General features: G+C 54.6%; 23 protein-coding genes and 1 pseudogene. 7 read left to right on the top strand and 17 right to left on the bottom strand.

Annotated features, from left to right (window positions below; translation table 11 throughout):
* Window positions 1–11 precede the first annotated feature (11 nt).
* The 11 genes from nepI to ivbL form a co-directional block, all read right to left on the bottom strand.
* On the bottom strand, window positions 12–1,208 hold the full coding sequence (gene nepI, locus NNO04_RS17400; protein ID WP_271445756.1) for a purine ribonucleoside efflux pump NepI: 1,197 nt from the start codon (window positions 1,206–1,208) through the stop codon (window positions 12–14).
* A gap of 120 nt (window positions 1,209–1,328) precedes the next feature.
* On the bottom strand, window positions 1,329–1,628 hold the full coding sequence (locus NNO04_RS17395; protein ID WP_271445755.1) for a helix-turn-helix domain-containing protein: 300 nt from the start codon (window positions 1,626–1,628) through the stop codon (window positions 1,329–1,331).
* Window positions 1,629–1,637: 9 nt separating this feature from the next.
* A complete protein-coding gene (locus NNO04_RS17390; RefSeq protein ID WP_271445754.1) occupies window positions 1,638–1,979 on the bottom strand; it encodes a type II toxin-antitoxin system RelE/ParE family toxin in 342 nt (113 codons plus the stop codon).
* A 275-nt stretch (window positions 1,980–2,254) separates the two neighbouring features.
* Window positions 2,255–2,707 carry a DUF1198 domain-containing protein gene (locus NNO04_RS17385; RefSeq protein WP_271445753.1) on the bottom strand — a complete coding sequence of 151 codons (453 nt, stop codon included), beginning with the start codon at window positions 2,705–2,707 and terminating at the stop codon, window positions 2,255–2,257.
* Between the two features lie 276 nt (window positions 2,708–2,983).
* Window positions 2,984–4,375 carry a hexose-6-phosphate:phosphate antiporter gene (uhpT, locus tag NNO04_RS17380; protein WP_271445752.1) on the bottom strand — a complete coding sequence of 464 codons (1,392 nt, stop codon included), beginning with the start codon at window positions 4,373–4,375 and terminating at the stop codon, window positions 2,984–2,986.
* Between the two features lie 143 nt (window positions 4,376–4,518).
* Window positions 4,519–5,847 carry an MFS transporter gene (locus NNO04_RS17375; RefSeq protein WP_271445751.1) on the bottom strand — a complete coding sequence of 443 codons (1,329 nt, stop codon included), beginning with the start codon at window positions 5,845–5,847 and terminating at the stop codon, window positions 4,519–4,521.
* Window positions 5,848–5,856: 9 nt separating this feature from the next.
* On the bottom strand, window positions 5,857–7,359 hold the full coding sequence (gene uhpB, locus NNO04_RS17370) for a signal transduction histidine-protein kinase/phosphatase UhpB (protein WP_271445750.1): 1,503 nt from the start codon (window positions 7,357–7,359) through the stop codon (window positions 5,857–5,859).
* The gene (uhpA, locus tag NNO04_RS17365; protein WP_203359529.1) at window positions 7,359–7,949 is read right to left on the bottom strand and encodes a transcriptional regulator UhpA; all 591 of its coding nucleotides are present in this window, start codon (window positions 7,947–7,949) and stop codon (window positions 7,359–7,361) included. Before uhpA ends, uhpB begins: the two co-directional genes overlap by 1 nt.
* A gap of 73 nt (window positions 7,950–8,022) precedes the next feature.
* Window positions 8,023–8,313, bottom strand: a complete 291-nt coding sequence (gene ilvN, locus NNO04_RS17360) for an acetolactate synthase small subunit (RefSeq protein ID WP_271445749.1) — start codon at window positions 8,311–8,313, stop codon at window positions 8,023–8,025.
* A 3-nt stretch (window positions 8,314–8,316) separates the two neighbouring features.
* Window positions 8,317–10,005, bottom strand: a complete 1,689-nt coding sequence (ilvB, locus tag NNO04_RS17355; RefSeq protein WP_271445748.1) for an acetolactate synthase large subunit — start codon at window positions 10,003–10,005, stop codon at window positions 8,317–8,319.
* Between the two features lie 185 nt (window positions 10,006–10,190).
* Complete coding sequence (gene ivbL / locus NNO04_RS17350; protein ID WP_047460165.1) at window positions 10,191–10,289, bottom strand: ilvB operon leader peptide IvbL; 99 nt, start codon at window positions 10,287–10,289, stop codon at window positions 10,191–10,193.
* 450 nt (window positions 10,290–10,739) lie between these two features.
* Here ivbL and NNO04_RS17345 point away from each other — a divergent pair.
* The 4 genes and pseudogenes from NNO04_RS17345 to emrD all read left to right on the top strand — a co-directional run.
* A pseudogene (locus NNO04_RS17345) lies at window positions 10,740–10,850 on the top strand (hypothetical protein); the annotation flags it as partial.
* Complete coding sequence (gene tisB / locus NNO04_RS17340) at window positions 10,847–10,936, top strand: type I toxin-antitoxin system toxin TisB (RefSeq protein ID WP_000060506.1); 90 nt, start codon at window positions 10,847–10,849, stop codon at window positions 10,934–10,936. The pseudogene NNO04_RS17345 and the gene tisB, both read left to right, overlap by 4 nt.
* Before the next feature lie 119 nt (window positions 10,937–11,055).
* Entirely contained in the window at window positions 11,056–11,889 is an 834-nt protein-coding gene (locus NNO04_RS17335) for a DMT family transporter (RefSeq protein ID WP_271445747.1), read from the top strand.
* Window positions 11,890–12,065: 176 nt separating this feature from the next.
* Window positions 12,066–13,250, top strand: a complete 1,185-nt coding sequence (gene emrD, locus NNO04_RS17330; RefSeq protein WP_271445746.1) for a multidrug efflux MFS transporter EmrD — start codon at window positions 12,066–12,068, stop codon at window positions 13,248–13,250.
* Here emrD and NNO04_RS17325 read toward each other — a convergent pair.
* Window positions 13,177–14,238: a cellulase family glycosylhydrolase gene (locus NNO04_RS17325; protein WP_271445745.1), complete on the bottom strand. Its 1,062-nt coding sequence runs from the start codon at window positions 14,236–14,238 to the stop codon at window positions 13,177–13,179. The genes emrD and NNO04_RS17325 overlap by 74 nt on opposite strands.
* A gap of 87 nt (window positions 14,239–14,325) precedes the next feature.
* A complete protein-coding gene (gene dsdC, locus NNO04_RS17320) occupies window positions 14,326–15,252 on the bottom strand; it encodes a DNA-binding transcriptional regulator DsdC (RefSeq protein ID WP_271445744.1) in 927 nt (308 codons plus the stop codon).
* Between the two features lie 228 nt (window positions 15,253–15,480).
* On the opposite strand from dsdC, the gene dsdX reads away from it, so the two are divergent.
* Together dsdX and dsdA are read left to right on the top strand one after the other, a co-directional pair.
* Window positions 15,481–16,818 carry a D-serine transporter DsdX gene (gene dsdX / locus NNO04_RS17315; RefSeq protein WP_271445743.1) on the top strand — a complete coding sequence of 446 codons (1,338 nt, stop codon included), beginning with the start codon at window positions 15,481–15,483 and terminating at the stop codon, window positions 16,816–16,818.
* A gap of 17 nt (window positions 16,819–16,835) precedes the next feature.
* Window positions 16,836–18,158 carry a D-serine ammonia-lyase gene (gene dsdA, locus NNO04_RS17310; RefSeq protein ID WP_271445742.1) on the top strand — a complete coding sequence of 441 codons (1,323 nt, stop codon included), beginning with the start codon at window positions 16,836–16,838 and terminating at the stop codon, window positions 18,156–18,158.
* Here the strand turns inward: dsdA and NNO04_RS17305 are convergent.
* The 3 genes from NNO04_RS17305 to NNO04_RS17295 are packed head-to-tail and all read right to left on the bottom strand — an operon-like array spanning window position 18,155 to window position 19,387.
* Entirely contained in the window at window positions 18,155–18,691 is a 537-nt protein-coding gene (locus tag NNO04_RS17305; RefSeq protein ID WP_271445741.1) for a radical SAM protein, read from the bottom strand. The genes dsdA and NNO04_RS17305 overlap by 4 nt on opposite strands.
* The gene (locus NNO04_RS17300) at window positions 18,688–19,050 is read right to left on the bottom strand and encodes a DUF202 domain-containing protein (protein ID WP_271445740.1); all 363 of its coding nucleotides are present in this window, start codon (window positions 19,048–19,050) and stop codon (window positions 18,688–18,690) included. The genes NNO04_RS17305 and NNO04_RS17300 overlap by 4 nt, the downstream gene beginning before the upstream one ends.
* Window positions 19,040–19,387, bottom strand: a complete 348-nt coding sequence (locus NNO04_RS17295; protein WP_271445739.1) for a YidH family protein — start codon at window positions 19,385–19,387, stop codon at window positions 19,040–19,042. The genes NNO04_RS17300 and NNO04_RS17295 overlap by 11 nt, the downstream gene beginning before the upstream one ends.
* A gap of 107 nt (window positions 19,388–19,494) precedes the next feature.
* Between NNO04_RS17295 and NNO04_RS17290 the strand changes: the two genes are divergently transcribed.
* Entirely contained in the window at window positions 19,495–19,944 is a 450-nt protein-coding gene (locus NNO04_RS17290) for a hypothetical protein (protein ID WP_271445738.1), read from the top strand.
* Between the two features lie 62 nt (window positions 19,945–20,006).
* On the opposite strand, the gene NNO04_RS17285 is transcribed toward NNO04_RS17290, so the two are convergent.
* Window positions 20,007–21,581, bottom strand: a 1,575-nt coding sequence (locus NNO04_RS17285; protein WP_271445737.1) for a putative transporter, incomplete at its 5' end; no start/stop codon positions are given.

The raw sequence follows: 21,581 nt of genomic DNA, 5'->3' as shown, positions 1-21,581 counted from the left end.
ACCCTTCCCGTTTACGGATGGGCGCTTTTTATGCGCACTTTCGAGGCGACCAAAAGCGCCGTCAGCAGCATCAAACTACCGGAAAGCACCAACGGTGACAGCAAACCCAGATTGTCGAGTGCGTAGCCCCCTGCCGCTGCGCCACAGGTGTTCGCCAGCTGGATCACCGCGACCTGAATAGATCCGGCTTTTTCCGCCTGATCGGCAAGTGTGCGGGTGATCCACGTTGACCACCCCACCGGCACCAGCGCAAACGCCAGCCCCCAGAGAATGGCAATCCCTGCCGCCACCGCTTTTTCGCTCCCCCATAATGTCAGCACCAACGCGCTCACGGCCAGCACCAGCGGCGCACCGGCCAGTGCCAGTTTGACCGACCGTTTGAGGATAATGGAAGAGATCGAGGTGCCGACAAAGCTGGCAATACCAAAACTCAACAGCACCAGCGTCAGCCCCTCAACATCAAAGCCCGCCAGATTCATATACAGCGGGCGGATGTAGGTAAAAAACGCGAACTGACCGGCAAAAGACAGGAAAATGGCAATCATCCCGGCCATCACCCCAGGACGTTGCAGCAGGCTCAGCATGTTTTGCTTTTGGTGCGACGGTTCACCAGGCAGAGAAGGTAACGCTTTAACCACCCACAGAATACACAGAACTCCCATTACCGCCGCCGCGTTAAAGACGTTGCGCCAGCCGATAATCCCGCCTAAAAAACTGCCCAATGGCGCGGCGATCACCAGTGCAATAGAGACCGCGCCGAAAATCACCGACAGCGCTTTCGGAACCGTACGTGCAGGAACCAGGCGCATAGTGAGCGACGCAGACATCGCCCAGAAGCCGCCAAGCGCCAGCCCGAGGCAAGCACGCCCCATCAGCAGTAATGTAAAAGAGTTGGCAAACGAGACCAGCAGGCACGAAATCGTCAGCAGAATCGCAAACAAGAGCACCACATAGCGACGGTCGGTCGCCTGGATAATTTGAGTAACAAACAGGCTGGCAAACATGGCGACAAAGGCGGTTACGGTCACCGACTGACCGGCAACCCCCTCGGAGATCCCCAGATCCTGCGCCATTGGCGTCAGCAGACTGACAGGCAGAAATTCCACGGTGATCAGGCAGGCGACGCAGAACGCCACAGCAAATACCGCTGACCAGTTGGGTCGTGTCATTTCTTCAGCGCGGGATTTTTCAGCTATACATTCACTCATTTTGTTACCTGCGTAGATATCTTGTGGAAAAGTTACGCAGTGTAACATTTTAAATGTGACGAACTTAACGTTTTAGCAACTAAAACGCCTTAAACCGAAAGAATACGTCATCCAGGTGCATTAAATATGGAACGCCACTCTCTTACCTGTGGGCAACTTAACATCAATACTTAACTCACCACCCAGCGCTGCTACGTAACGTTTCAACGTTGAGAGGCGGGGATCATTATCAGCCTGTTCTATTTTTGCAATGGTTGGCTGCTTAACGCCCATTGCCGCGGCCAGTTCTGCCTGAGACAGGTTAAGTTCTTCCCTTAGCATATTTAACGCGATAGCCTGGTGCATCTCCTCAACTTTCTCAGCAATACGCGCCTGACTTTCTGGGGTTTGTTTCGCCATCAACTCTTTAAGGGTAGCCATGATTTTTCCTTACTTATTAAGGTGTTTTATGTACTCAGCATCTGCAAACTTGATCATATCCTTATAGAATTTCTTCTCGTTTAACCCCGTTTTATCTCCAGCGCACAACACAATGCCATGACGAGAAGGATCAAACGCGAAGAACGCCCGAATTGGGTTACCTTGATGCTGAATGCGTAACTCTTTCATATTCGAAAAAGCGGAGTCGTTCACCGTATCCGCAAACGGTCTTCCCAATTGGGGGCCATATTCGGACAAAATAATCATAGCGGCGAGCATGTCCTCCTTGAGTGCTTCAGTCTGTTCATCAAACCACCTGTCGAAAACATCCGTTGTTTCAACATCCCACATGAACGATCCCTCATAGCCAATAAGCCATAGGTAAATTATAGCCTATTAGCTATAAAATCAATCTGTCTCGTTACGCTATTTACACGCTTGCCAACCCAGCCTACCCATCAACAGGCGGTATACCGTAGTGGTAAAGCGGAAACGGGCGTTGAGTTTTGTTAAGTGGCTTGTTTCATGATGAACCTCGTCGTCAGAGTTAACGAGGAACATCATGCGCGGGGTTAAGATATAAATATAATGACGATTCGGGATAATCATCATCATGGATATTGATATCAGTGCAGCCAGTGAACGCCATCTTCGGGCTGAAAAAACGCGTTGTAGCGCATCTGAAAGGCGTTTATCTCCTGCATATCGGGATCCATTTCGCGCAGAAAACCCAGCGCAAGGCGCACCTGCGCGTCGGTAATCGGTGCCGCCAGACGGGCTTTTTGCAGTAAACGATGCCACTGCTGCAGGCTTTGCTCGCCGCCGTCCACTATCACGTTTTGCCAGATCAGCAACACCTGTGCGGCATTTTGCAAATGCGATTCATCGGGGCGGTGCAGATACTGTAAAAACGCTTCGCCTTGCGTTTTGCCCATTTGATCGATCATCGATTCCACCGGCACCACATCAATACCAAGACGCTCGCTCAAACGGCGAATCGCCCGTCGGGACCCGGACGTGAGTACCCGAAAACCGATAACAAACACCACTGCCAGTGTGGCCAGCATTATCCAGACCATGAGTTCTCCTGCTTTATGAGTACTCATGATATCTGGAAACCGTCGCTGAATACTAATCCACCAGAATGATTTTCAACGCAAAAAGCAACGCAACCTTAACGCGCTGGTGCCTTACGAAGGCGAAAGCTTTTGGGGCGTGATCGACGATGTGTTGCCCATGATCTGGCACGAGCGAACATCGTGACCCGGCACATCAGTGGCTGCGTATTGTGTTGCATGAAATTAGCCATAAAAAAGCCCGGCATTAAGCCGGGCAAAGCGTTACCAAATACACACTTAAGCTACTTTCAATTCTCGGATTTTCTTCTCACGGCGGATTTTGCGTTCTTCCATGACCGCAACCATTGCCATCAGGCAAATACAGCCAATGGCGGCCGCATCCAGCGCAGCGAAGGTGCCCGCCCAGCCGGTCAGACCGAAGACTGGCGTACCGTCGGCAATCATCCCCAGTCCCAGCTTGGCGAAGCTATCGCCAATCAGATAAGCAAAGGTGCCTTTGATACCGTCGGCAGCGCCGATCGCTTTTTTCGGTACAAAACCGACCGCCGCGACGCCAATTAACAGCTGCGGGCCAAACACCAGGAAGCCGAGAGCAAACAGGGAAGCCAGATAAACGTACTGGTTGCTGGCATGCTGGTAGACGCCCAGCGTGGCAATGATCAGCGCCAGCGCAACGCAGGCGACCAGCGCACGACGCCCGTTTGCCAGGTCAGACAGCCAGCCCCACAACAGCGTCCCCACCAGCGCGCCCACTTCAAACAGGGTAAAGCCCTGAATCGCCACCTCTTTGGAGAGTTTCAACTCCTGGAAGGCATACACGGTGGACCACTGGTCGATACCGATGCGCACCACGTACAGGAAGATGTTGGAGAAGCACAGCAGCCAGATCACTTTGTTTTTCAGCACATACTCAACAAAGATCTGCCATTTGGTCATCTCGTTTTCTTCAGTCTCTTTGTCTTCTTCGCTGATCTCTTCGCCAAACAGCTCTTCCGCTTTGCCAAGACCGTAAGATTCCGGGGAGTCGCTACCAAAACGCAGACCGATAAAACCGACAATCAACGCGATGATCGACGGGAAGATAAACATGCCGATCACATGGCCGTCGAACAGGTAGTTTGCGCCGAACAACGCCACACCCGCAGCACCCGCGCCACCAAGGTTGTGAGAGATGTTCCACAACCCCAGGAAGGTGCCACGCTTACGACGAGGCGTCCATTTGGTAATGGTGGAATAGCTGCACGAACCGCCGGTACTCTGGAAGAAACCGCTCAGGGCATAAAACGCGATCATCAGGAACAGGCTGGTAGAGCCGGTCCCCATACTGGCGCTGAAGCCGAGCATACAGATAGCGGAGAGGATCAGCATAAACGGCAGAAATTGCTTGGTATTTTTACCGTCAGCATAATAGGAGACCAGCGTTTTGCCCACGCCGTAGGTGATCGAAAAACCCAGCCCAATCATCCCCAGTTGCGTCATGCTCAACCCATAGGTGGAGATCATGTCGTTCTGCGCAATGTTGAAGTTTTTGCGGATCAAATACATGGTCAGGTAGCCAATGAAGACCACCAGATAGGACTGCATGAACGGTTTGAACCACAGTTTGCGCCGTTCATCGAGCGGCAGATCGAGGGTCGGTTTGCGCACCTGGTTTAGGAAGGCCAGCATGGGATGGATATCTCCTGATTTTTATACCTGCTTTATGGCAGGCATTGTAAAAATCAGCAGCCAACCCGGCCTGAGACAGCGTCCAGGCGGAACCGGGAAAATTTCTTAGTTTTGCCCGACTCGGCGTAAAAAGGTGAGATGCGTCACGCTTCATTGACCTCGCGCGGCGCCTGGGCGTTCAAAAACGGCAACAGCAGAAGCGCGGATATCCCGGCGGCAATGGCGATCACCACAAAGAATCCGGTCCAGTGCCAGGTTTCCATCACCTGCGCCAACGGCCAGCCGGAGAGCGATGCGCCAAGATAGGCAAATAATCCGACAAACCCGGTTGCCGCCCCCGCCGCCTCTTTGTGCGAACACTCGGCCGCAGCCATACCGATCAGCATCTGCGGCCCAAAGACGAAGAAACCAGTGGTGAAAAAGCAGGCGGCCTGCATCACGTAACTGGCAAACGGCATTAGCCACAGCGAGCCAACGGAAAGCAAAATGCCTGCGGCGAAAATCAGGTTCATTGGCCCGCGATTGCCATTGAATAATTTATCCGATCCCCAGCCCGCCACCAGTGCACCGATAAACCCGCCCAGTTCAAACATCGTCACCGCCGAGTTAGCCGTCACCAGGTCAACCCCCAGCGTCTCCGACATGTACAGGTTGCCCCAGTCGTTGATCGCTGCGCGCACAACGTATACCAGCACATAGCAGAGCGAGAGCAGCCAAATATAAGGGTTCAGCAAAACATATTTGGTGAGGATCTCTTTGCGGGTCAGCCCCGCCCCTTCCTCCTGCTGGGCAATTTCCAGTGCGTCGTGCCGCCAGTCGCCCACTGGCGGTAAACCGATGGCCTGCGGCCTGTCGCGCAGACGCCAGCAGAGAAAAATACCCACCGCAATCGCCAATAGCCCGGCAATCATCATCCCGGCACGCCAGCCGTAATGCAGGGCGGCAGCGGCCATCACAATAGGAATAAGCGCGCCGCCGACGTTGTGCGCGGTGTTCCACAACGCCCACCAGCCGCCGCGTTCGGTACGCGAGTACCACGCCGTCAGCAAACGGGCGCACACCGGCGAGCCCCAACCCTGAAAGAAGGCATTCAGCGCCCACAACAGGGCAAACGCCCACAGCGAGGTAGAGAAGCCGAACAAAATGTTCACCACCCCGGTGGCGATAAGCCCTATCCCCATAAAGTAGCGAGCGTTGGAGCGGTCGCTGACAATGCCGGAGACAAATTTCGACAGCCCGTAAGTGATGTAAAACAGCGTGGCCAACAGACCAATATCGCTGCGGGTCAATACGCCGCTGGCGAGGATTTCCGGTACTGCGGCGTTAAAACTTTTACGGGTGAAGTAGAACAGCGCGTAACCGAGCCAGATGGTGGTCAGAATATGTCGCCGCCAGTAGCGATAACGGGCATCGATTTCGCGTTTATCGTGAATTAACGGCGCATTTACCGGGGCTTTCAGAAACGTCAGCATTCCCTCTCCTTACACGTAACGCAGGGGCAATGTGACGCTCACGCGCGTGCCGTGGGTGCAGGAAATCGCCAGCATCCCCCCCAGCGCCGTCACACGTTCGCGCATTCCGGTCAGGCCAAAACCCTGCTGACCGGAGCCTGGCGGCAGCCCACAACCGTCATCCTCAATCACCAGCATCAGCCGCTCGTCCTGCTGCCAGCCCTGTAGCGTCACCGCGCTGGCGCTGGCGTGTTTCACAATGTTGTTCAGCCCCTCCTGGCAGACCCGAAACAGGGTCACCCGCTGGCCTTCACTGAGCGCTGACTCGTCTATTGTCCAGTCGAGATGGCTGACGATGCCGCGGCTTTCCAGCTCCATTTCACGCATCAGCGAACGAATGGCCTGCTCCAGCGTCAGATCGTCCAGTTGGCGGGGACGTAAGCGCCCTAACAGGCGTCGCACCGCGTCATACACACCCAACGACAACTGTTCGATATGCGCTCCGCTCTGCTTTACGCCCGCATTTTCCGGAGCCAGACGTTGCACAATACCGGCCTGAGTGCGAATCGCAGTGATGGTCTGGCCAATATCGTCATGCAGTTCGCGCGCCACATCGCGGCGTACACTCTCTTCGGTTTCCAGCAGACGTTCCGCCAGACGGTGGTTGCGCGCCAGCTCATTTTGCAGCGACTGGTTAAGCTCGCGCAGGCGTTGGATCCCCGCGCCGAGTAGCAGCCCGGTCAGGCTCTGTGCCAGCAGTGAAAGCAATAAATCCACCGGGTGATCGTGCCAGGTCTGGCTGGCAATCAACGCGATGGCGTTCATCAGGGTCGCGATCAGCGCCCCTTGCCAGCCGTAGTGCCAGGCGAGTGCGATAATCGGCAACGCCAGACAAAACGGCGTAAAACGGGAAAGTTCGTCCGGCAGCCCCAGTTGCAGCCACAGACTGACGGTGAACAGCAGCAGATACCAGACCAGATGGCGACCGCGCCAGTTGACCGGCTGCGAAACCAGCGCCGGACCGAGCGGCAGCCAGGTGGTACTGGTGAGGTAATGCCAGAACACCAGGCAAATGGGGGCCAGCGTCAGTCCGCCGGTGAGCGTCAACAGCAGCGCGGTAAACGCCACTTCGCCTTGTCCCATCCACGGTAAAGACTGTAGCAATGCCGCCGCCGTGAGCGCCGCGCTTTGCAACAGCAACGTTCGCCAGTCGCGTTGATGGCGATAGCGGGAGATTAGCGCCACCGGAAGCAACGTCAGCACGCTTCCGATCATCAAAAGGGGAAGATGAGCGAGCGCCACTTCCTGCGCCAGCCAGTAGACAAGTAGCCATTCTGCGCCCAGCAACACTGGCCAGTAGCCGCGCGGGCATTGCAGCATAAGCCCCAGACGCAGACCAAATGGAAACAACAGCACCGCCATTTCCGGGCGTTCAACCAGATGCAGGCTGATGCTCCACAGGCAAAACCACGCGGCGGAGAAGATAAAAAAGCAGGCGATAACGGTAATTAACCGGGAGAAAAAGGTGCTCATCACCAGCCATCAAACATACGGCGAGCCAGTTCAACGTCATTGCTAACGCCCAGTTTTTCCATCAGATTGGCGCGATGCACATGCACCGTTTTCGGCGACAGCCCCAGTTCAGCGGCAATCTCTTTGACCGCCATTCCCTGCGCCAGTTTTTCCGCCACCTGACGTTCGCGTTTAGTCAGCGGATCCTGACGCCCTGCCGCCAGTTTGACCGCGATATCCGGCGTCAAATAACACCCGCCTGTCGCCACCGTATGAACTGCAGAAATCAGTTCATCAGGGCTACAGCGTTTGGAGAGGAAACCACGGGCGCCAGCATTCAACGCCTGCTCCACCAGTGCCGGACTGTCGTGAACAGAGAGCATGATGGTCGCCATCCCTTTTGGCAGTTGGCTTAACAACTCCAGCCCGGAGATATCCGGCATGGAAATGTCGCAAATGCAGACTTGCACGCCGCGCCCCGGCAGTCCCGCCAGCGCCTCACGCCCCGATCCGAACTCGGCGACAACCTGTAAATCAGGCTCCAGCCCCAGCAACTGTGCAAAGCCGGAGCGGACGATCAGGTGATCGTCAATAAGGGCAACGGTGATCATGGTTCTGTCCTGGCGGGTAAAAAAAACGCGCTTACCTTAACGATAAGCGCGTTGCTGTTCAAGCCTTGAGCTGTTATTCGAAAAAGACGGCAATCTTATTAAACATGGTCGGATCTGACTGGTTACGAATAACTTTCACGACATCCTCCAGTTTGTCTATCTGGCTTATCATCTGTTCAAGACGCTGATCGTCATTGACCAGTAGCCAGATACGGCTTTGGTCGCTGTTCTGGATCGGCAAACAGAGGATGCCCTCTACGTTAAAAGCGCGACGGGCGAACAAGCCGCAGACGTGGGTCATTACTCCCGGATGGTTACGCACGGTGAGTTCGAGAATGACATTTTCATGTAATTGTTTCTGCATGGTTTATTCCCCCACCATCTCTGTATTTGCCGCACCCGGCGGTACCATCGGATACACTTTTTGTTCCGCATCAATACGCACATGAATCAGCGCCGGTCCCGGACGGGAGATAATCGCCTGCAACGCAGCCTGCGGGTCTGCTTCATTATTCAAATCACAGGTTTCCAGACCAAATCCAGCGGCAATCTGCATAAAGTTGATCATCCCTGGATAGGTGGCGGCAAAGACACCTTGCTTGTAGAACAGACTCTGCTGCTGATGGACCAGACCCAGCGCTTCGTTGTTCATCAGAATGATTTTCACATCCAGCTGGTTTTCGCTGGCGGTCGCCATCTCCTGAATATTCATCATCAGACTGCCGTCGCCGGAGAAACATAATACCTTACGATCGGGATTCGCCAGCGCAGCGCCAATCGCCGCCGGCAGGCCAAAGCCCATAGTGCCCAGGCCACCAGAAGTCAGCCACTGGCGAGGACGGTTGAGCGGATACGCCTGCGCCGTCCACATCTGATGCTGCCCCACATCGGTGGTGACTATCGCGCTGTCGTCCACGCAGGTCGCCACGGCATTAATCAGCCCATAATGGCTGAGGGGATCGCTCTCTTGCGGGATCGCTCCCGGAAACTCACGCTGCAAATCCGCCACCGTCTGGTGCCACTCCTCACGCGGTTGTGCGTCAATAAAGGGGATCAACTGGGCCAGCACATCATCCACATCGGCCTGAATCGCCACGTGCGCCTGCTTGATTTTCCCCAGCTCCGCGCGGTCGATATCGACATGAATAATTTTGGCGTTCGGGCAGAACTGCTCCGTTTTACCAATTGCCCGGTCATCAAAACGCGCGCCCAGAACAATCAGCAAATCCGCCTCTTGCAGGATAAAGTTGGTGCTGCGTGCGCCGTGCATGCCCAGCATGCCTAACGACAGCGGGTGCGCTTTTGGCAACATTCCCAGCGCCATTAAGGTCATCGTCGTCGGTAACTGCGCTTTTTCCGCCAGTTCGCGCACACGGGCAGGTGCATTGATGACACCGCCGCCGAGATACAACACCGGGCGTTTCGCCGCATTAATCATCGCGGCGGCGTCACGGATACTTTCCGCGCTGAATTCCGGCGAGGGCGATTTCTCTGCCACAGGCGGCAATTCTTCCAGTTCAATCGTCGCGGTCTGCACATCCTTAGGAATGTCTATCCACACCGGCCCTGGGCGTCCCGACTGGGCAATGCGAAAAGCATCACTCATCACCTGCGGCAATTCATGAATATCTCTGACCAGATAGTTGTGTTTGGTGATGGGGATAGAAATGCCGTAGGTATCCACTTCCTGGAAGGCATCGGTGCCGATCATGGAGGCCGGAACCTGGCCGGTGATACACACCAACGGAATGGAGTCGAGACGCGCATCGGCAATGGCGGTGACCAGGTTCGTCGCTCCCGGCCCGCTACAGGCCATACAAACGGCAGGTTTGCCGTCGGTTCGCGCCATCCCCTGCGCAATAAACCCCGCGCCTTGCTCGTGGCGCGCCAGGATATGACGGATTTGCGTACTTTGGCTTAAGGCGTCGTAGACGGGGAGAATCGAACCGCCGGGGATCCCGGTCACCACGGTGATACCCTGGCGTTCCAGTAAATGAACGATCAATTCTGCGCCCGTAAAGCGCTTAGGTGTGGATGTTGTGCCCGAACTTGCCATGCTCCAGTCCTTTTATTCTGGGCCGACGTTACGCGTCGTATTTCACGTTGCAGATGCGTTGGCTGCGTTCACTCACTTGCCGCCTTCCTGCAACCCGAACTACTTAGCGTTTCCGGGGAGGGTCCTAAACGAAAAACCCCGCCCGGTTTGCGCCGGCGGGGTTTTGGAATCGTGTGTTCCGGACCCTACGGCGCATTGCCGACGACCACCACCACACGCACGACGACCACTGCGGCAGGTTGCGCAGTTTTTAGTAGGGTCGCAGTTAGCATGGAAGGGTTCATTAGGGACCTTGTCTGTTTATTGATTAACAGGATTTATACAAGCACAGCTTTTTAGGTGTGACAATGGAAAAAATTTCATCTGCGCAAAAATGCGTCAATGATCACATTATCTCTGATAACGATGTAAAAACAAAAAACCCCGCCGAAGCGAGGTTTTTATCAGCGTTATGCGGCTGGTAACCGCAAAGCACACTGTGTTATGTCAACACCAGAAGTATACGCATTCCACGAAGAACACGCAATTTCGGCACGAATTTTGACGCATTTGAGTATGGTAGAGAGATGCCGTTTTGTCTATAAATTACTGTTTATTTATACAGTAAATCATCTATAATATCACTGTACGCAATGTGTTATGCGGGGCCGCATCGTAAACCGGCGCAACAAAGCCCTGGCTGAAACGGGTGGTGCCGTCAGCGCCTGAACCCCGAGTGAGCACACTGTGTTACGTCAACAAGCACAACATTTCTCGCCGAGAGATCGCGTGCGCAACAGCTGGCAACAGGCAGCGGAAAGGTACGTCAGCTGGCAGTGCTCCTTCACCACAGGAGACGCGTATGAGCCTCGTGGATATCGCTATTCTTATCCTGAAACTCATTGTTGCTGCACTGCAACTGCTTGATGCTGTTCTGAAATACCTCAAGTAATTCAGATTCAAGCCGCACCAAAGGGGAGCGGGCAACCGCTCCCCTTTTACCCTCTGCCTGGTGCGTGTACCTCAAGAATATGTTACATTTTTATTACATCCATTAAGGCACCCGTCGCCATGACCCTTTCCGTTTTCTGCATTTTGCTGTTCGCCGCGCTGCTGCACGCCAGCTGGAACGCCATTGTGAAAGCAGGAAACGACAAGCTCTATTCTGCGATTGGCGTCAGCGGTTCTGCGGCATTGATGGCGCTGGTATGTTTGCCCTTCGCCCCGCAGCCAGCCGTCGCCAGCATCCCATTTTTAGCCGCCTCCACCGTATTACAGGTGGTCTATACCGTACTGGTCGCCAAAACCTATCAGGTTTCGGATATGAGCCAAACGTATCCCTTAATGCGTGGTTCCGCTCCGCTACTGGTCGCGATAATCAGCGTACTGTTTCTCGGCGACAGCCTCTCCGCTCTGGCATGGGGCGGTATCATAGTGATCTGTATTGCCATCCTCGGTATGGCCTGCAACGGTCACGCCAGTTCCCGACAGGGCGTGGTTCTGGCCCTGATTAACGCCTGTTTTATTGCCGGATATACGCTGGTGGACGGGACGGGCGTGCGACTGTCAGAAACGGCGCTGGGATACACATTGTGGACATTCTTCCTCAATGGCTCCTGCTTATTGTGCTGGGCGATGATTGCCCGACGTCAGGAGGCCGCACGCTACCTGGTGCAGCACTGGAAGAAGGGGATTTTTGGCGGCATCGGCACGATGGGCTCTTACGGACTGGCACTGTGGGCGATGACGCAAGCCCCCCTGGCGGTGGTCGCCGCCCTGCGCGAGACCTCTATTTTGTTCGGCGCGCTGATCGCGTGGCTATTGCTCAAAGAGCGGGTTATTGGGTTGCGTCTCGTCGCCGCTGGCGGAATTGCCGCTGGCGCCATTTTGCTTCGTCTGGCATGATGCAATCCGGCAACATTTGTTGCCGTTTTTTGTTTACATATCCTGCCGTTCGCTGATACAGCATTCCAGTCTTCTATCTGGCCTTCTTTTTCTGTTGTGGTAGATTTCACTCGCATTTATGGAAATCCATAGCCACTTATTCTTATTTTTTCTCTTTTTTAAAAGTAATCAGCGAAATGAAAAGGCAGAGAAGCGTCAATTTGTTGTTGATGTTGGTTTTACTTGTCGCAGTGGGTCAGATGGCGCAAACCATCTATATCCCGGCAATTGCCGATATGGCGCGTGAACTGAACGTCCGGGAAGGGGCCGTACAAAGTGTGATGGCCGCCTACCTGTTGACCTACGGTGTGTCACAGTTGGTTTACGGCCCGCTTTCCGACCGTGTCGGGCGTCGTCCGGTGATCCTCGTTGGCATGTCCATCTTTATGCTGGCCACGCTGGTTGCTATCACAACCCACAGCCTGACGGTGCTGATTGCCGCCAGTGCGATGCAGGGTATGGGGACCGGCGTTGGCGGCGTGATGGCACGGACGTTACCGCGCGATCTGTATGAAGGTACACAACTGCGCCACGCCAACAGCTTGCTGAATATGGGTATTTTGGTCAGCCCGTTAATGGCTCCGCTGATCGGCGGCCTGCTGGACACCCTGTGGAACTGGCGCGCCTGCTACATCTTTCTGCTGATCCTCTGCGCAGGCGTCACCTTTAGCATGGCGCGCTGGATGCCAGAAACCCGTCCGACGGGCGCGCCGCGCACACGGCTTATTACCAGCTACAAAACCCTGTTTGGCAACGGCGCGTTTACCTGTTATTTGCTGATGCTGATTGGCGGCCTGGCAGGGATTGCCGTCTTCGAAGCCTGTTCCGGCGTGCTGATGGGGGCCGTATTAGGTTTAAGCAGCATGGTGGTGAGCGTCTTGTTTATTTTACCGATCCCGGCGGCGTTTTTCGGCGCATGGTTTGCTGGTCGTCCCAATAAACGCTTCTCCACGCTGATGTGGCAATCGGTGGTCAGTTGCCTGCTGGCAGGCGTGATGATGTGGGTACCAGGCTGGTTCGGCGTGATGAACGTCTGGACGCTGTTGATTCCGGCAGCGCTGTTCTTCTTTGGCGCAGGTATGCTGTTCCCGCTGGCAACCAGCGGGGCGATGGAACCTTTCCCGTTCCTGGCCGGAACTGCAGGCGCGCTGGTGGGTGGCTTGCAAAACATCGGTTCTGGTGTGCTGGCGTGGCTCTCCGCGATGATGCCGCAAACCGGACAAGCCAGCCTTGGTATGTTGATGACCTTTATGGGGCTGTTGATTTTACTGTGCTGGCTCCCGCTGGCGTCTCGTGTGTCCCATCAGGAGCAGACGGTTTAAGCTGATGATGGCCCGGCTTATCGCCGGGCTTTTCACACACCGGCGATATCATCGCGTTCAACAGCGGTTCCAGCGCTGGCCGCCACGCCCCCTCTTCCCCATCATAAAACTGCGTATCTGCGTTGATAGCATACGGGATTTTCGCTTTCTTCAGCTCACAGGCCATAAAACTGGCAAAGGCTAACTGCGACGGCGATGGTGCATTTTTGATGGTTTCTCCCGGTGCCCAACCCCCTACCCAACTGGCATGCCCGGTTTTCTGCTGCCAATGTATGGCGGTATTTATCCGCGTGCGGATGGCGGCTTTTTCCGCCGGAGTGCCGGAGGTCCAGGGGTATTTCCCATTACTCTTTAGCGGCCCCCACGGGAAGATATGCCATTGTGCCAGCACATAGTTTTGACTTCCCGGCGGCAGTTTAAGACCCGACAACGCCTCCGGTGCGGCGCGCATGCGTGGGGCAATAAAGATCATTCGCTGTGGGTCAATGGCATGGATTGTACGGAGGGTTTTGTCATATACCCGATTCAGCGAAGCCTGATTGTGATTGAGTTTCTCCGCCGGTTCATAAATCAGGTCAAAACCCAGCAGCGGCGAGCTTTGCGCAAAATAGTGCGCCACGGCAATCCACCAGTTCTCCACCTCTTTTTCGTTTCCGCCGCTGGGATCGTTTTTATACTCATCGGCCTGATACGCAATAATGGGGATCACGCCATACTGGTTACAGGCTTCAACCAGTTTACGCAGGTGAATTAACCGCGCTTCCGTCGGCTCGCCCGCAACCCGAATGCGCACGTGGGTTAATCCCTTTGCCTTAAAATCGCGGACCACCAGCGGATCAAATTCACGGATGCCCTTTTCGGTTCGCGCCCAGTCGACATCCATTCCAGCCCCTAGTAGCTGCGCATAATGCGACGCCGTTAACGGCGGTTCGGTCGCGTACGCGGCAGCGCTGGCAAGCAACAGGAGAGAGATGAGCGGTTTTAACACGGTTTTCCTCAGTCATTAACCGGGAGGGATATCACGTATTTAGCATAATCTCCGACATCAGGTGTAGAGTGAGAACGTAATAAATCGTCATGACACCTGCTCTTGCAGCCAGCCGATAAAAGCTTCAATTTTCGGCCACTGCCTGCCAGGCAGCGTGGTCATGTAGTAGTGCTGGTGGCATTTCAGCGCCATCTCACCGAAAGGCGCGACAAGCTCACCGCTGTCGATTCGTTTTTGCACCAGCCGCTTGCGCCCCATCGCGACGCCAATATGGTTCATGGCGGCAATCACCGCCAAATCAGAACGATCGAAACCAATCCCCGATGATAGCGGCAGTTCCACCCCAAAATGTTGCGCCCAGCTGTGCCATTCATCCGTTCCGGAATCATTGCTCCACGCCTGACGATCATGCAGCAACGTGCAGTGACGCAGGTTAACCAACGCGTCCTGCAGGTCAAAACGACGGGCATAGTCCGGGCTGCATACAGGCAGGATCGCCTCATCCATCAGGAAATGGTGCGTCAATTGCGCGGAAGGTGCGTCATCAAAGTAAATAGCCAGATCAATACCCGCACGCTGGAGATTTACGTTGTCGTTACCGGTCAAAATGGTCAGCGAAATAGACGGGTAGCGGCGCGTGAAATCACCTAATGCGGGCACCAGCCAGCACTGGGCGATGGAAGGCCGCGAATAAACCGTGAGCGTACCGGAGAGCTCCTGGTTTTTGATGTCGAGGATCTCCTGGTTCAGCGTATCCAGCGACGATTTCAGCGCCCAGAACACCCGTTTTCCTTCGTGAGTTAACTCCACTTTGCGGTGTGAGCGCACAAACAACTGAATACCCAGTTCTTCTTCAAGCTGGTTAATACGATGGCTGACAGCGCTGGGGCTTAATGACAATTCGTCCGCCGCCAGCGCAAAAGACTGATGTCTCGCCGCCACTTCAAAAGTGTAGAGCTTTGATAACTGCCAGCCGTTGAGTAGACGATTTCTGACTTCGCGAAGGGGATCCATAACCACCTCTGAGACCGCTGAATAGGGCCCGTAGTGTAAAAAAATGCGTTGAAAAAATCAGCACAAGGATGAATCAGAGTGAACCATATCGCATAAAATAGCTGTAATTAGACATATATCACCCATTTGATGCAATCTGGCTCATGTGAAGAGGGAATTATATCGTTTGTCAGCCTACGCCGTTTTTTTGTCCAATAGCCTTAGTTTAATCACAGGGCAAGGTGAGATATGCACTCTCAAATCTGGGTTGTGAGCACGCTGCTGATAAGCATCGTGTTAATCGTTTTGACCATCGTGAAGTTCAAATTCCACCCGTTTCTGGCGCTGCTGTTAGCCAGTTTCTTTGTGGGCACGATGATGGACATGGGCCCACTGGAGATGGTCAACGCCATTGAGAGTGGTATCGGTGGAACGCTGGGGTTCCTCGCTGCCGTTATCGGTTTGGGGACCATTCTTGGCAAAATGATGGAAGTTTCCGGTGCGGCAGAACGCATTGGCTTAACGCTCCAGCGCTGTCGCTGGCTCTCCGCCGACGTCATTATGGTGCTGGTGGGGCTGATCTGCGGTATCACGCTGTTTGTCGAAGTGGGCGTGGTGTTGTTAATTCCGCTGGCATTCTCCATCGCCAAAAAAACCAATACCTCATTGCTGAAACTGGCGATCCCGTTATGTACCGCCCTGATGGCCGTACACTGCGTGGTGCCGCCGCATCCGGCTGCGCTGTTCGTAGCCAATAAACTGGGTGCCGATCTCGGTTCTGTGATCGTCTATGGCTTGCTGGTAGGGCTGATGGCTTCGCTTATCGGCGGACCGTTGTTCCTGAAGTTACTCGGCAACCGTCTGCCGTATAAAGCCGTACCCGCTGAGTTTTCTGACCTTAAAGTCCGTGACGAAAAAACATTGCCGTCACTGAGCGCAACCCTGTTTACCGTCCTGCTGCCGATTGGTCTGATGCTGGCGAAAACCGTTGCTGAATTGAACATGACGAAAGGCAGTACGCTGTACACCCTGCTGGAGTTTATCGGCAACCCGATTACTGCCATGTTTATCGCGGTTTTCGTGGCTTACTACATTCTCGGTTTGCGCCAGCATATCGGCATGGGTACGCTGCTCACCCATACCGAAAACGGTTTTGGTTCTATTGCTAACATTCTGCTGATTATCGGTGCAGGCGGCGCGTTCAACGCCATCCTGAAGAGTAGCGGCCTGGCGGATACCCTCGCGGTGCTCCTCTCCAATATGCATATGCACCCTATCCTGCTGGCCTGGCTGGTGGCGCTGATCCTGCACGCAGCGGTCGGCTCGGCTACGGTCGCGATGATGGGCGCAACGGCGATTGTCGCGCCGATGCTGCCGCTCTATCCCAACGTGAGTCCGGAGATCATCGCCATTGCTATCGGTTCTGGCGCCATTGGCTGCACGATCGTGACAGATTCCCTCTTCTGGCTGGTGAAGCAATACTGCGGCGCCACCCTGAATGAGACGTTTAAATACTATACGACCGCGACATTTATCGCGTCGGTTATTGCACTGGCTTGCACATTCCTGCTTTCCTTTATTATCTAAGCGCAAAGAGACGTACTATGGAAAACATTCAAAATCTCATCGCCCAGTATCCTTTGGTGGAGGATCTGGTTGCACTCAAAGAAACGACCTGGTTTAACCCGGCCACAACCTCTCTGGCTGAAGGTTTACCGTATGTCGGCCTGACGGAACAGGATGTTCAGGACGCTCACGCTCGCCTGACCCGCTTTGCGCCGTATCTGGCGAAAGCCTTCCCGGAAACCGCCGCCACTGGCGGGATTATTGAATCCGAACTGGCCGCAATTCCTGCGATGCAGAAACGGCTGGAAAAAGAGTACGGACAGTCTATCTGCGGTGAAATTCTGCTGAAAAAAGACAGCCATCTGCCCATTTCCGGCTCGATTAAGGCGCGTGGCGGGATTTATGAAGTGCTGACCCACGCAGAGAAACTGGCGCTGGCAGCCGGGCTGCTCTCCACTGAAGATGACTACAGCGTGCTGCTCTCGCCTGAATTCAAACAGTTCTTCAGCCAGTACAGCATCGCGGTAGGTTCGACCGGTAACCTGGGGCTCTCGATCGGTATCATGAGCGCCTGCATCGGCTTTAACGTTACCGTGCATATGTCTGCCGATGCCCGCGCGTGGAAAAAGGCCAAACTGCGCAGCCACGGTGTGACGGTGGTTGAGTACGAAGAAGATTATGGTGTGGCAGTGGAGCAAGGGCGTAAAGCGGCGGAGTCCGATCCCAACTGCTTCTTTATCGACGATGAAAACTCCCGCACCTTGTTCTTAGGCTACGCAGTCGCCGGACAGCGACTGAAAGCGCAGTTCGCACAGCAGGGACGCGTGGTGGATGCCGATCATCCGCTGTTTGTCTATCTGCCGTGCGGCGTCGGCGGCGGCCCTGGCGGTGTGGCTTTTGGCCTGAAACTGGCGTTTGGCGATAACGTTCACTGCTTCTTTGCCGAACCGACCCACTCTCCCTGCATGTTGCTCGGCGTTTACACTGGCCTGCACGACGCCATTTCCGTTCAGGAGATCGGCATCGATAACCTGACCGCGGCGGACGGGCTGGCGGTGGGGCGTGCATCGGGTTTTGTGGGTCGGGCGATGGAGCGTTTTCTGGACGGGCTGTATACCCTTGACGATCAAACCATGTATGACATGTTGGGCTGGCTGGCACAGGAAGAAGGCATTCGCCTGGAGCCATCTGCACTGGCTGGGATGAGCGGGCCTCAGCGCGTATGCGGTTCAGCGGCATACCAACAGATGCACGGGTTCACGGCTGAGCAGTTAAACCACGCCACGCATCTGGTATGGGCGACAGGCGGCGGAATGGTACCGGAAGCCGAAATGGCGCAGTACCTGGCTAAAGGTCGCTAAGTTTGACGCAGCATCGCCATCAGTTCCATCGGTGAGCGATGCTGCTTAATGAGATCACGCATTACCCGCATGTACGGCGAAGAGTCGTTAAAAAAGGCTTTATAACCGGCACAAAGCACGCTTTTTCCGCTGCTATCACGATATTTCAGGCACTCACCAGCACAAAAGCGCAATACGTAACAGCTCAGACAATCTGCGCCGCCAGGTGAAATATTCTGTAGATTCATCGCATCAGCGCGACCACACCACTGCGTTAAGATCTTATCAAAAAGCTGAATGGATATCCGGTTAACATCTTCCCGTACCCAGAGAGCAAATACCGCATTTAAAAACTGGCCCCACCCTTCTGCGGTAACCGACTCTGCGGTTAAATGGCCATGCCTATCAAACTCGATGTGGGGAATAAACTGCACAGCCCTGATACCAGGCTGCTGTAAGTTCCGATACAGTTCTTGCGCTTGCTGACTATTCTGGCGGTTGACAACGATTTGATACGCCTCCTCACGGACATCCTTGTTTTCACTTCCCGTCATGCAATATCCCCGATAAATGCGATAAGTTGGCGAACATGCGTTACAGCAAACAGTATTGCGAGGGATAACACCGCGAGGGAGATCATAAATTTGTCACGCACCGCGCGAGATTGAGAAAAATCGTAATGGGCGACGTCCATCAGGTGACGACTGCGGGTATAGCGCCAGAGAATGATCGCCACGATCGCCAGCACGCCAATAGAAACCCAGAACAAGAATCCCGCCTGGTGCCAGTGATGTTTCAACGCCAGCGCCATTAGCGCGCCATAGCCCAGCAGCGTGCGGAACCAGGCCAGCGACGTGCGCTCCGGTTGAAGCCCCGGATCGGCAATGCGACGGGCTTTACGGCTATCCGCCATACAGTACCAGCACCATAACGATCACCGCGACGACCATCAAAGTCAGACTGATAATCAACAAACTGCGGGTGTACGGCAGGTCCTCTTTCAGACGCATTGCCTTTTCATTACTCAACCATCGCAGGTAGCCGTAAATCGCCAGGCCACCGGAAAACAAGCACAGTAGCAACGCCAATAGCTCACGAATCACTGGCGTGGCAAAATCCGGAGCCAACTGGTCAAGACCCACGCCCGCCGCCAGAAAACCCAGCGCGGTGCGGATCCACGCCAGAAAAGTACGCTCATTTGCCAGCGAGAAGCGGTAATCCGGTGCTTCTCCAAGGCGGGAAATCTTCATCAGGACTCCTTTTCATTGCTGCGTTTTACCGTTATTCCTGCTCACTTTCAGAACGGCGAACGCCGTATTACTGATATGCTCTGTGTCGTTCAGCACAGGGAGGTCAGATGGACATCATATCGCAAAACAAATGTAGCTTATCGGGAATGCTGTTCGGCGCCATTGCGTTGATTATCAGTATATTCCATTTCTCTTTTGGCCCCCTTTCCGCGCCGCCGCCCACACTGGAGAGCGTGGTTGCAAAGCAGGTTTCCGCCGTCAAAAAAGGCATTATTGCCGGCCTGAGAGACGAGTCTCCCGCTGTCGCCGAGGAAAAAAGCGCGGTCGATATCGATATGATCCTGGATAACAGCGGTATCGCACTCGCTGTCATCGCGCTGGTTTGTGCTTTTATCGCCGGTATGCGTAAAGAAAATGGCTGGAGTATTCGTGGTGCACTGATCTTTGGAGGAGGAACACTCGCTTTTCACGCCCTGCTCTTTGGCATTGGAGTGGTATGCGGCATCGTTCTGTTAATCCTGATATTTTCCTTCCTGACGGGGAATTCGCCGGTTTAGCCTGTTTGCCGGACAATCCGGCAAACAGGCCACGAATGAATTCCCCTGACGCATATGCCCGCCTAACCTAATCCCCAGAAAATCACCGCCAGTAGCTGCGGAGTGATAATACGCAGGAACATCACCAGCGGGTATACCGTCGCGTACGACAGCGCCGCGGCCCCACTGGTCGCATGCAGGTTATTGGCAAACGCCAGCGCCGGCGGATCGGTCATCGACCCGGCCAACATTCCGCACAGCGTCAGATAGTTCATTTTAGCGAAGATACGTGCCAGCAGACCCACCGTGATGAGCGGAATTGCGGTGATAAAGATGCCATAACCAATCCAGCTTAAGCCCTCTCCTTGCGTCAGAGTATCGACAAAATCACCGCCAGACTTCAGCCCCACCACGGCAAGAAACAGCACGATACCCAACTCGCGCAGCGCCAGGTTAGCGCTCGGCGGCATAAACCAGTACAGCTTACCAATGCTGCCAATACGCCCCAGAATCAGCGCCATGATCAGCGGACCACCCGCCAGCCCCAGCTTTAACGCCGCCGGGAACCCCGGTATAAACAGCGGGATTGACCCAAGAAGCACGCCCAGCCCGATACCAATGAACACCGGCAACATCTGTACCTGTTGCAGTTTTTGCTGCGCGTTGCCCACGACATTGGCTACTGCTTCAATGGAAGAGGGCCGCCCGACCAGGTTGAGAATGTCGCCAAACTGCAGGCTCATCTCACCACTTGCCACCAGCTCAATACCTGCGCGGTTAAGCCGCGAGATCACCACGTCATAGTTCTCTTTTAGGCGTAGATCGCGAATACGCTTGCCGAGCACTTTTTCATTGGTGACGACCACACGTTCAACACGCAATTCCGTGCCACGTGTTGAAAGCGAGGTATCCACCTCCTGACCAATCACCACCTGCGCATTGTGCAGATCCCCTGGCTGCCCCACCAGATGCAGCAGATCGCCAACCTGAATAATCGTCCCTGGCGAGGGCACCATCAGCGTTTCATCGCGTTTAAGTCGCGAACAGATGATTTTGTCGCTATTGAGGATAGGGACATCCTGAATTGCCATATTGCTGAGATTCGGGTTCTCAACACGGATATTCATGGTCTGGATCAGAGAGTGCCCACGGGTGAGTGTGGATTCATGCTGTTGCGCTTCTTCCTCAACATTGACGCGAAAAATCATACGCATCAGCCACATGGTGAGTAAGATGCCGCAAATACCGAAAGGATACGCCATGGCATAGCTCATCCCCATCTGATCCACCACCTCTATAGGTGTGCCCAGATCGCGCAGAATTTGCTGGCCAGCCCCTAATGCCGGGGTATTGGTCACCGCGCCAGAGAATATTCCCAGGACTACCGGCAACGGAATCGCAAACACTTTATGCAGAATGGCGGTGATCAGACCGCCGATAATGACGATCAGAACAGCAAAGAGATTCAGACGTAAACCTGAAACGCGCAGCGACGCAAAAAAACCAGGACCGACCTGAATACCAATGGTGTAAACGAAGAGGATCAGGCCAAATTCCTGAATAAAATGCAGCATCTCGCCGCTAAGGGAGATGCCTAGCAGGTCAGCATAATGTCCGACAAGAATCCCGCCGAACAGCACGCCCCCAATGCCCAGCCC

It is taken from the genome of Citrobacter sp. Awk 4 (genome assembly GCF_028069725.1).
In the GTDB taxonomy this organism is placed as follows: Bacteria; Pseudomonadota; Gammaproteobacteria; order Enterobacterales; family Enterobacteriaceae; genus Citrobacter_D.
Note: the sequence above shows the minus strand (reverse complement) of the source record. Positions and strands in the feature narration are given on the sequence as shown.

What these genes read in the sequence shown, in the direction of transcription:
- nepI (WP_271445756.1), bottom strand. Translation starts at nt 1,208, where the DNA reads ATGAGTGAATGTATAGCTGAAAAATCCCGCGCTGAAGAAATGACACGA.
- NNO04_RS17395 (WP_271445755.1), bottom strand. Translation starts at nt 1,628, where the DNA reads ATGGCTACCCTTAAAGAGTTGATGGCGAAACAAACCCCAGAAAGTCAG.
- NNO04_RS17390 (WP_271445754.1), bottom strand. Translation starts at nt 1,979, where the DNA reads ATGTGGGATGTTGAAACAACGGATGTTTTCGACAGGTGGTTTGATGAA.
- NNO04_RS17385 (WP_271445753.1), bottom strand. Translation starts at nt 2,707, where the DNA reads ATGGTCTGGATAATGCTGGCCACACTGGCAGTGGTGTTTGTTATCGGT.
- uhpT (WP_271445752.1), bottom strand. Translation starts at nt 4,375, where the DNA reads ATGCTGGCCTTCCTAAACCAGGTGCGCAAACCGACCCTCGATCTGCCG.
- NNO04_RS17375 (WP_271445751.1), bottom strand. Translation starts at nt 5,847, where the DNA reads ATGCTGACGTTTCTGAAAGCCCCGGTAAATGCGCCGTTAATTCACGAT.
- uhpB (WP_271445750.1), bottom strand. Translation starts at nt 7,359, where the DNA reads ATGAGCACCTTTTTCTCCCGGTTAATTACCGTTATCGCCTGCTTTTTT.
- uhpA (WP_203359529.1), bottom strand. Translation starts at nt 7,949, where the DNA reads ATGATCACCGTTGCCCTTATTGACGATCACCTGATCGTCCGCTCCGGC.
- ilvN (WP_271445749.1), bottom strand. Translation starts at nt 8,313, where the DNA reads ATGCAGAAACAATTACATGAAAATGTCATTCTCGAACTCACCGTGCGT.
- ilvB (WP_271445748.1), bottom strand. Translation starts at nt 10,005, where the DNA reads ATGGCAAGTTCGGGCACAACATCCACACCTAAGCGCTTTACGGGCGCA.
- ivbL (WP_047460165.1), bottom strand. Translation starts at nt 10,289, where the DNA reads ATGAACCCTTCCATGCTAACTGCGACCCTACTAAAAACTGCGCAACCT.
- tisB (WP_000060506.1), top strand. Translation starts at nt 10,847, where the DNA reads ATGAGCCTCGTGGATATCGCTATTCTTATCCTGAAACTCATTGTTGCT.
- NNO04_RS17335 (WP_271445747.1), top strand. Translation starts at nt 11,056, where the DNA reads ATGACCCTTTCCGTTTTCTGCATTTTGCTGTTCGCCGCGCTGCTGCAC.
- emrD (WP_271445746.1), top strand. Translation starts at nt 12,066, where the DNA reads ATGAAAAGGCAGAGAAGCGTCAATTTGTTGTTGATGTTGGTTTTACTT.
- dsdC (WP_271445744.1), bottom strand. Translation starts at nt 15,252, where the DNA reads ATGGATCCCCTTCGCGAAGTCAGAAATCGTCTACTCAACGGCTGGCAG.
- dsdX (WP_271445743.1), top strand. Translation starts at nt 15,481, where the DNA reads ATGCACTCTCAAATCTGGGTTGTGAGCACGCTGCTGATAAGCATCGTG.
- dsdA (WP_271445742.1), top strand. Translation starts at nt 16,836, where the DNA reads ATGGAAAACATTCAAAATCTCATCGCCCAGTATCCTTTGGTGGAGGAT.
- NNO04_RS17305 (WP_271445741.1), bottom strand. Translation starts at nt 18,691, where the DNA reads ATGACGGGAAGTGAAAACAAGGATGTCCGTGAGGAGGCGTATCAAATC.
- NNO04_RS17300 (WP_271445740.1), bottom strand. Translation starts at nt 19,050, where the DNA reads ATGGCGGATAGCCGTAAAGCCCGTCGCATTGCCGATCCGGGGCTTCAA.
- NNO04_RS17295 (WP_271445739.1), bottom strand. Translation starts at nt 19,387, where the DNA reads ATGAAGATTTCCCGCCTTGGAGAAGCACCGGATTACCGCTTCTCGCTG.
- NNO04_RS17290 (WP_271445738.1), top strand. Translation starts at nt 19,495, where the DNA reads ATGGACATCATATCGCAAAACAAATGTAGCTTATCGGGAATGCTGTTC.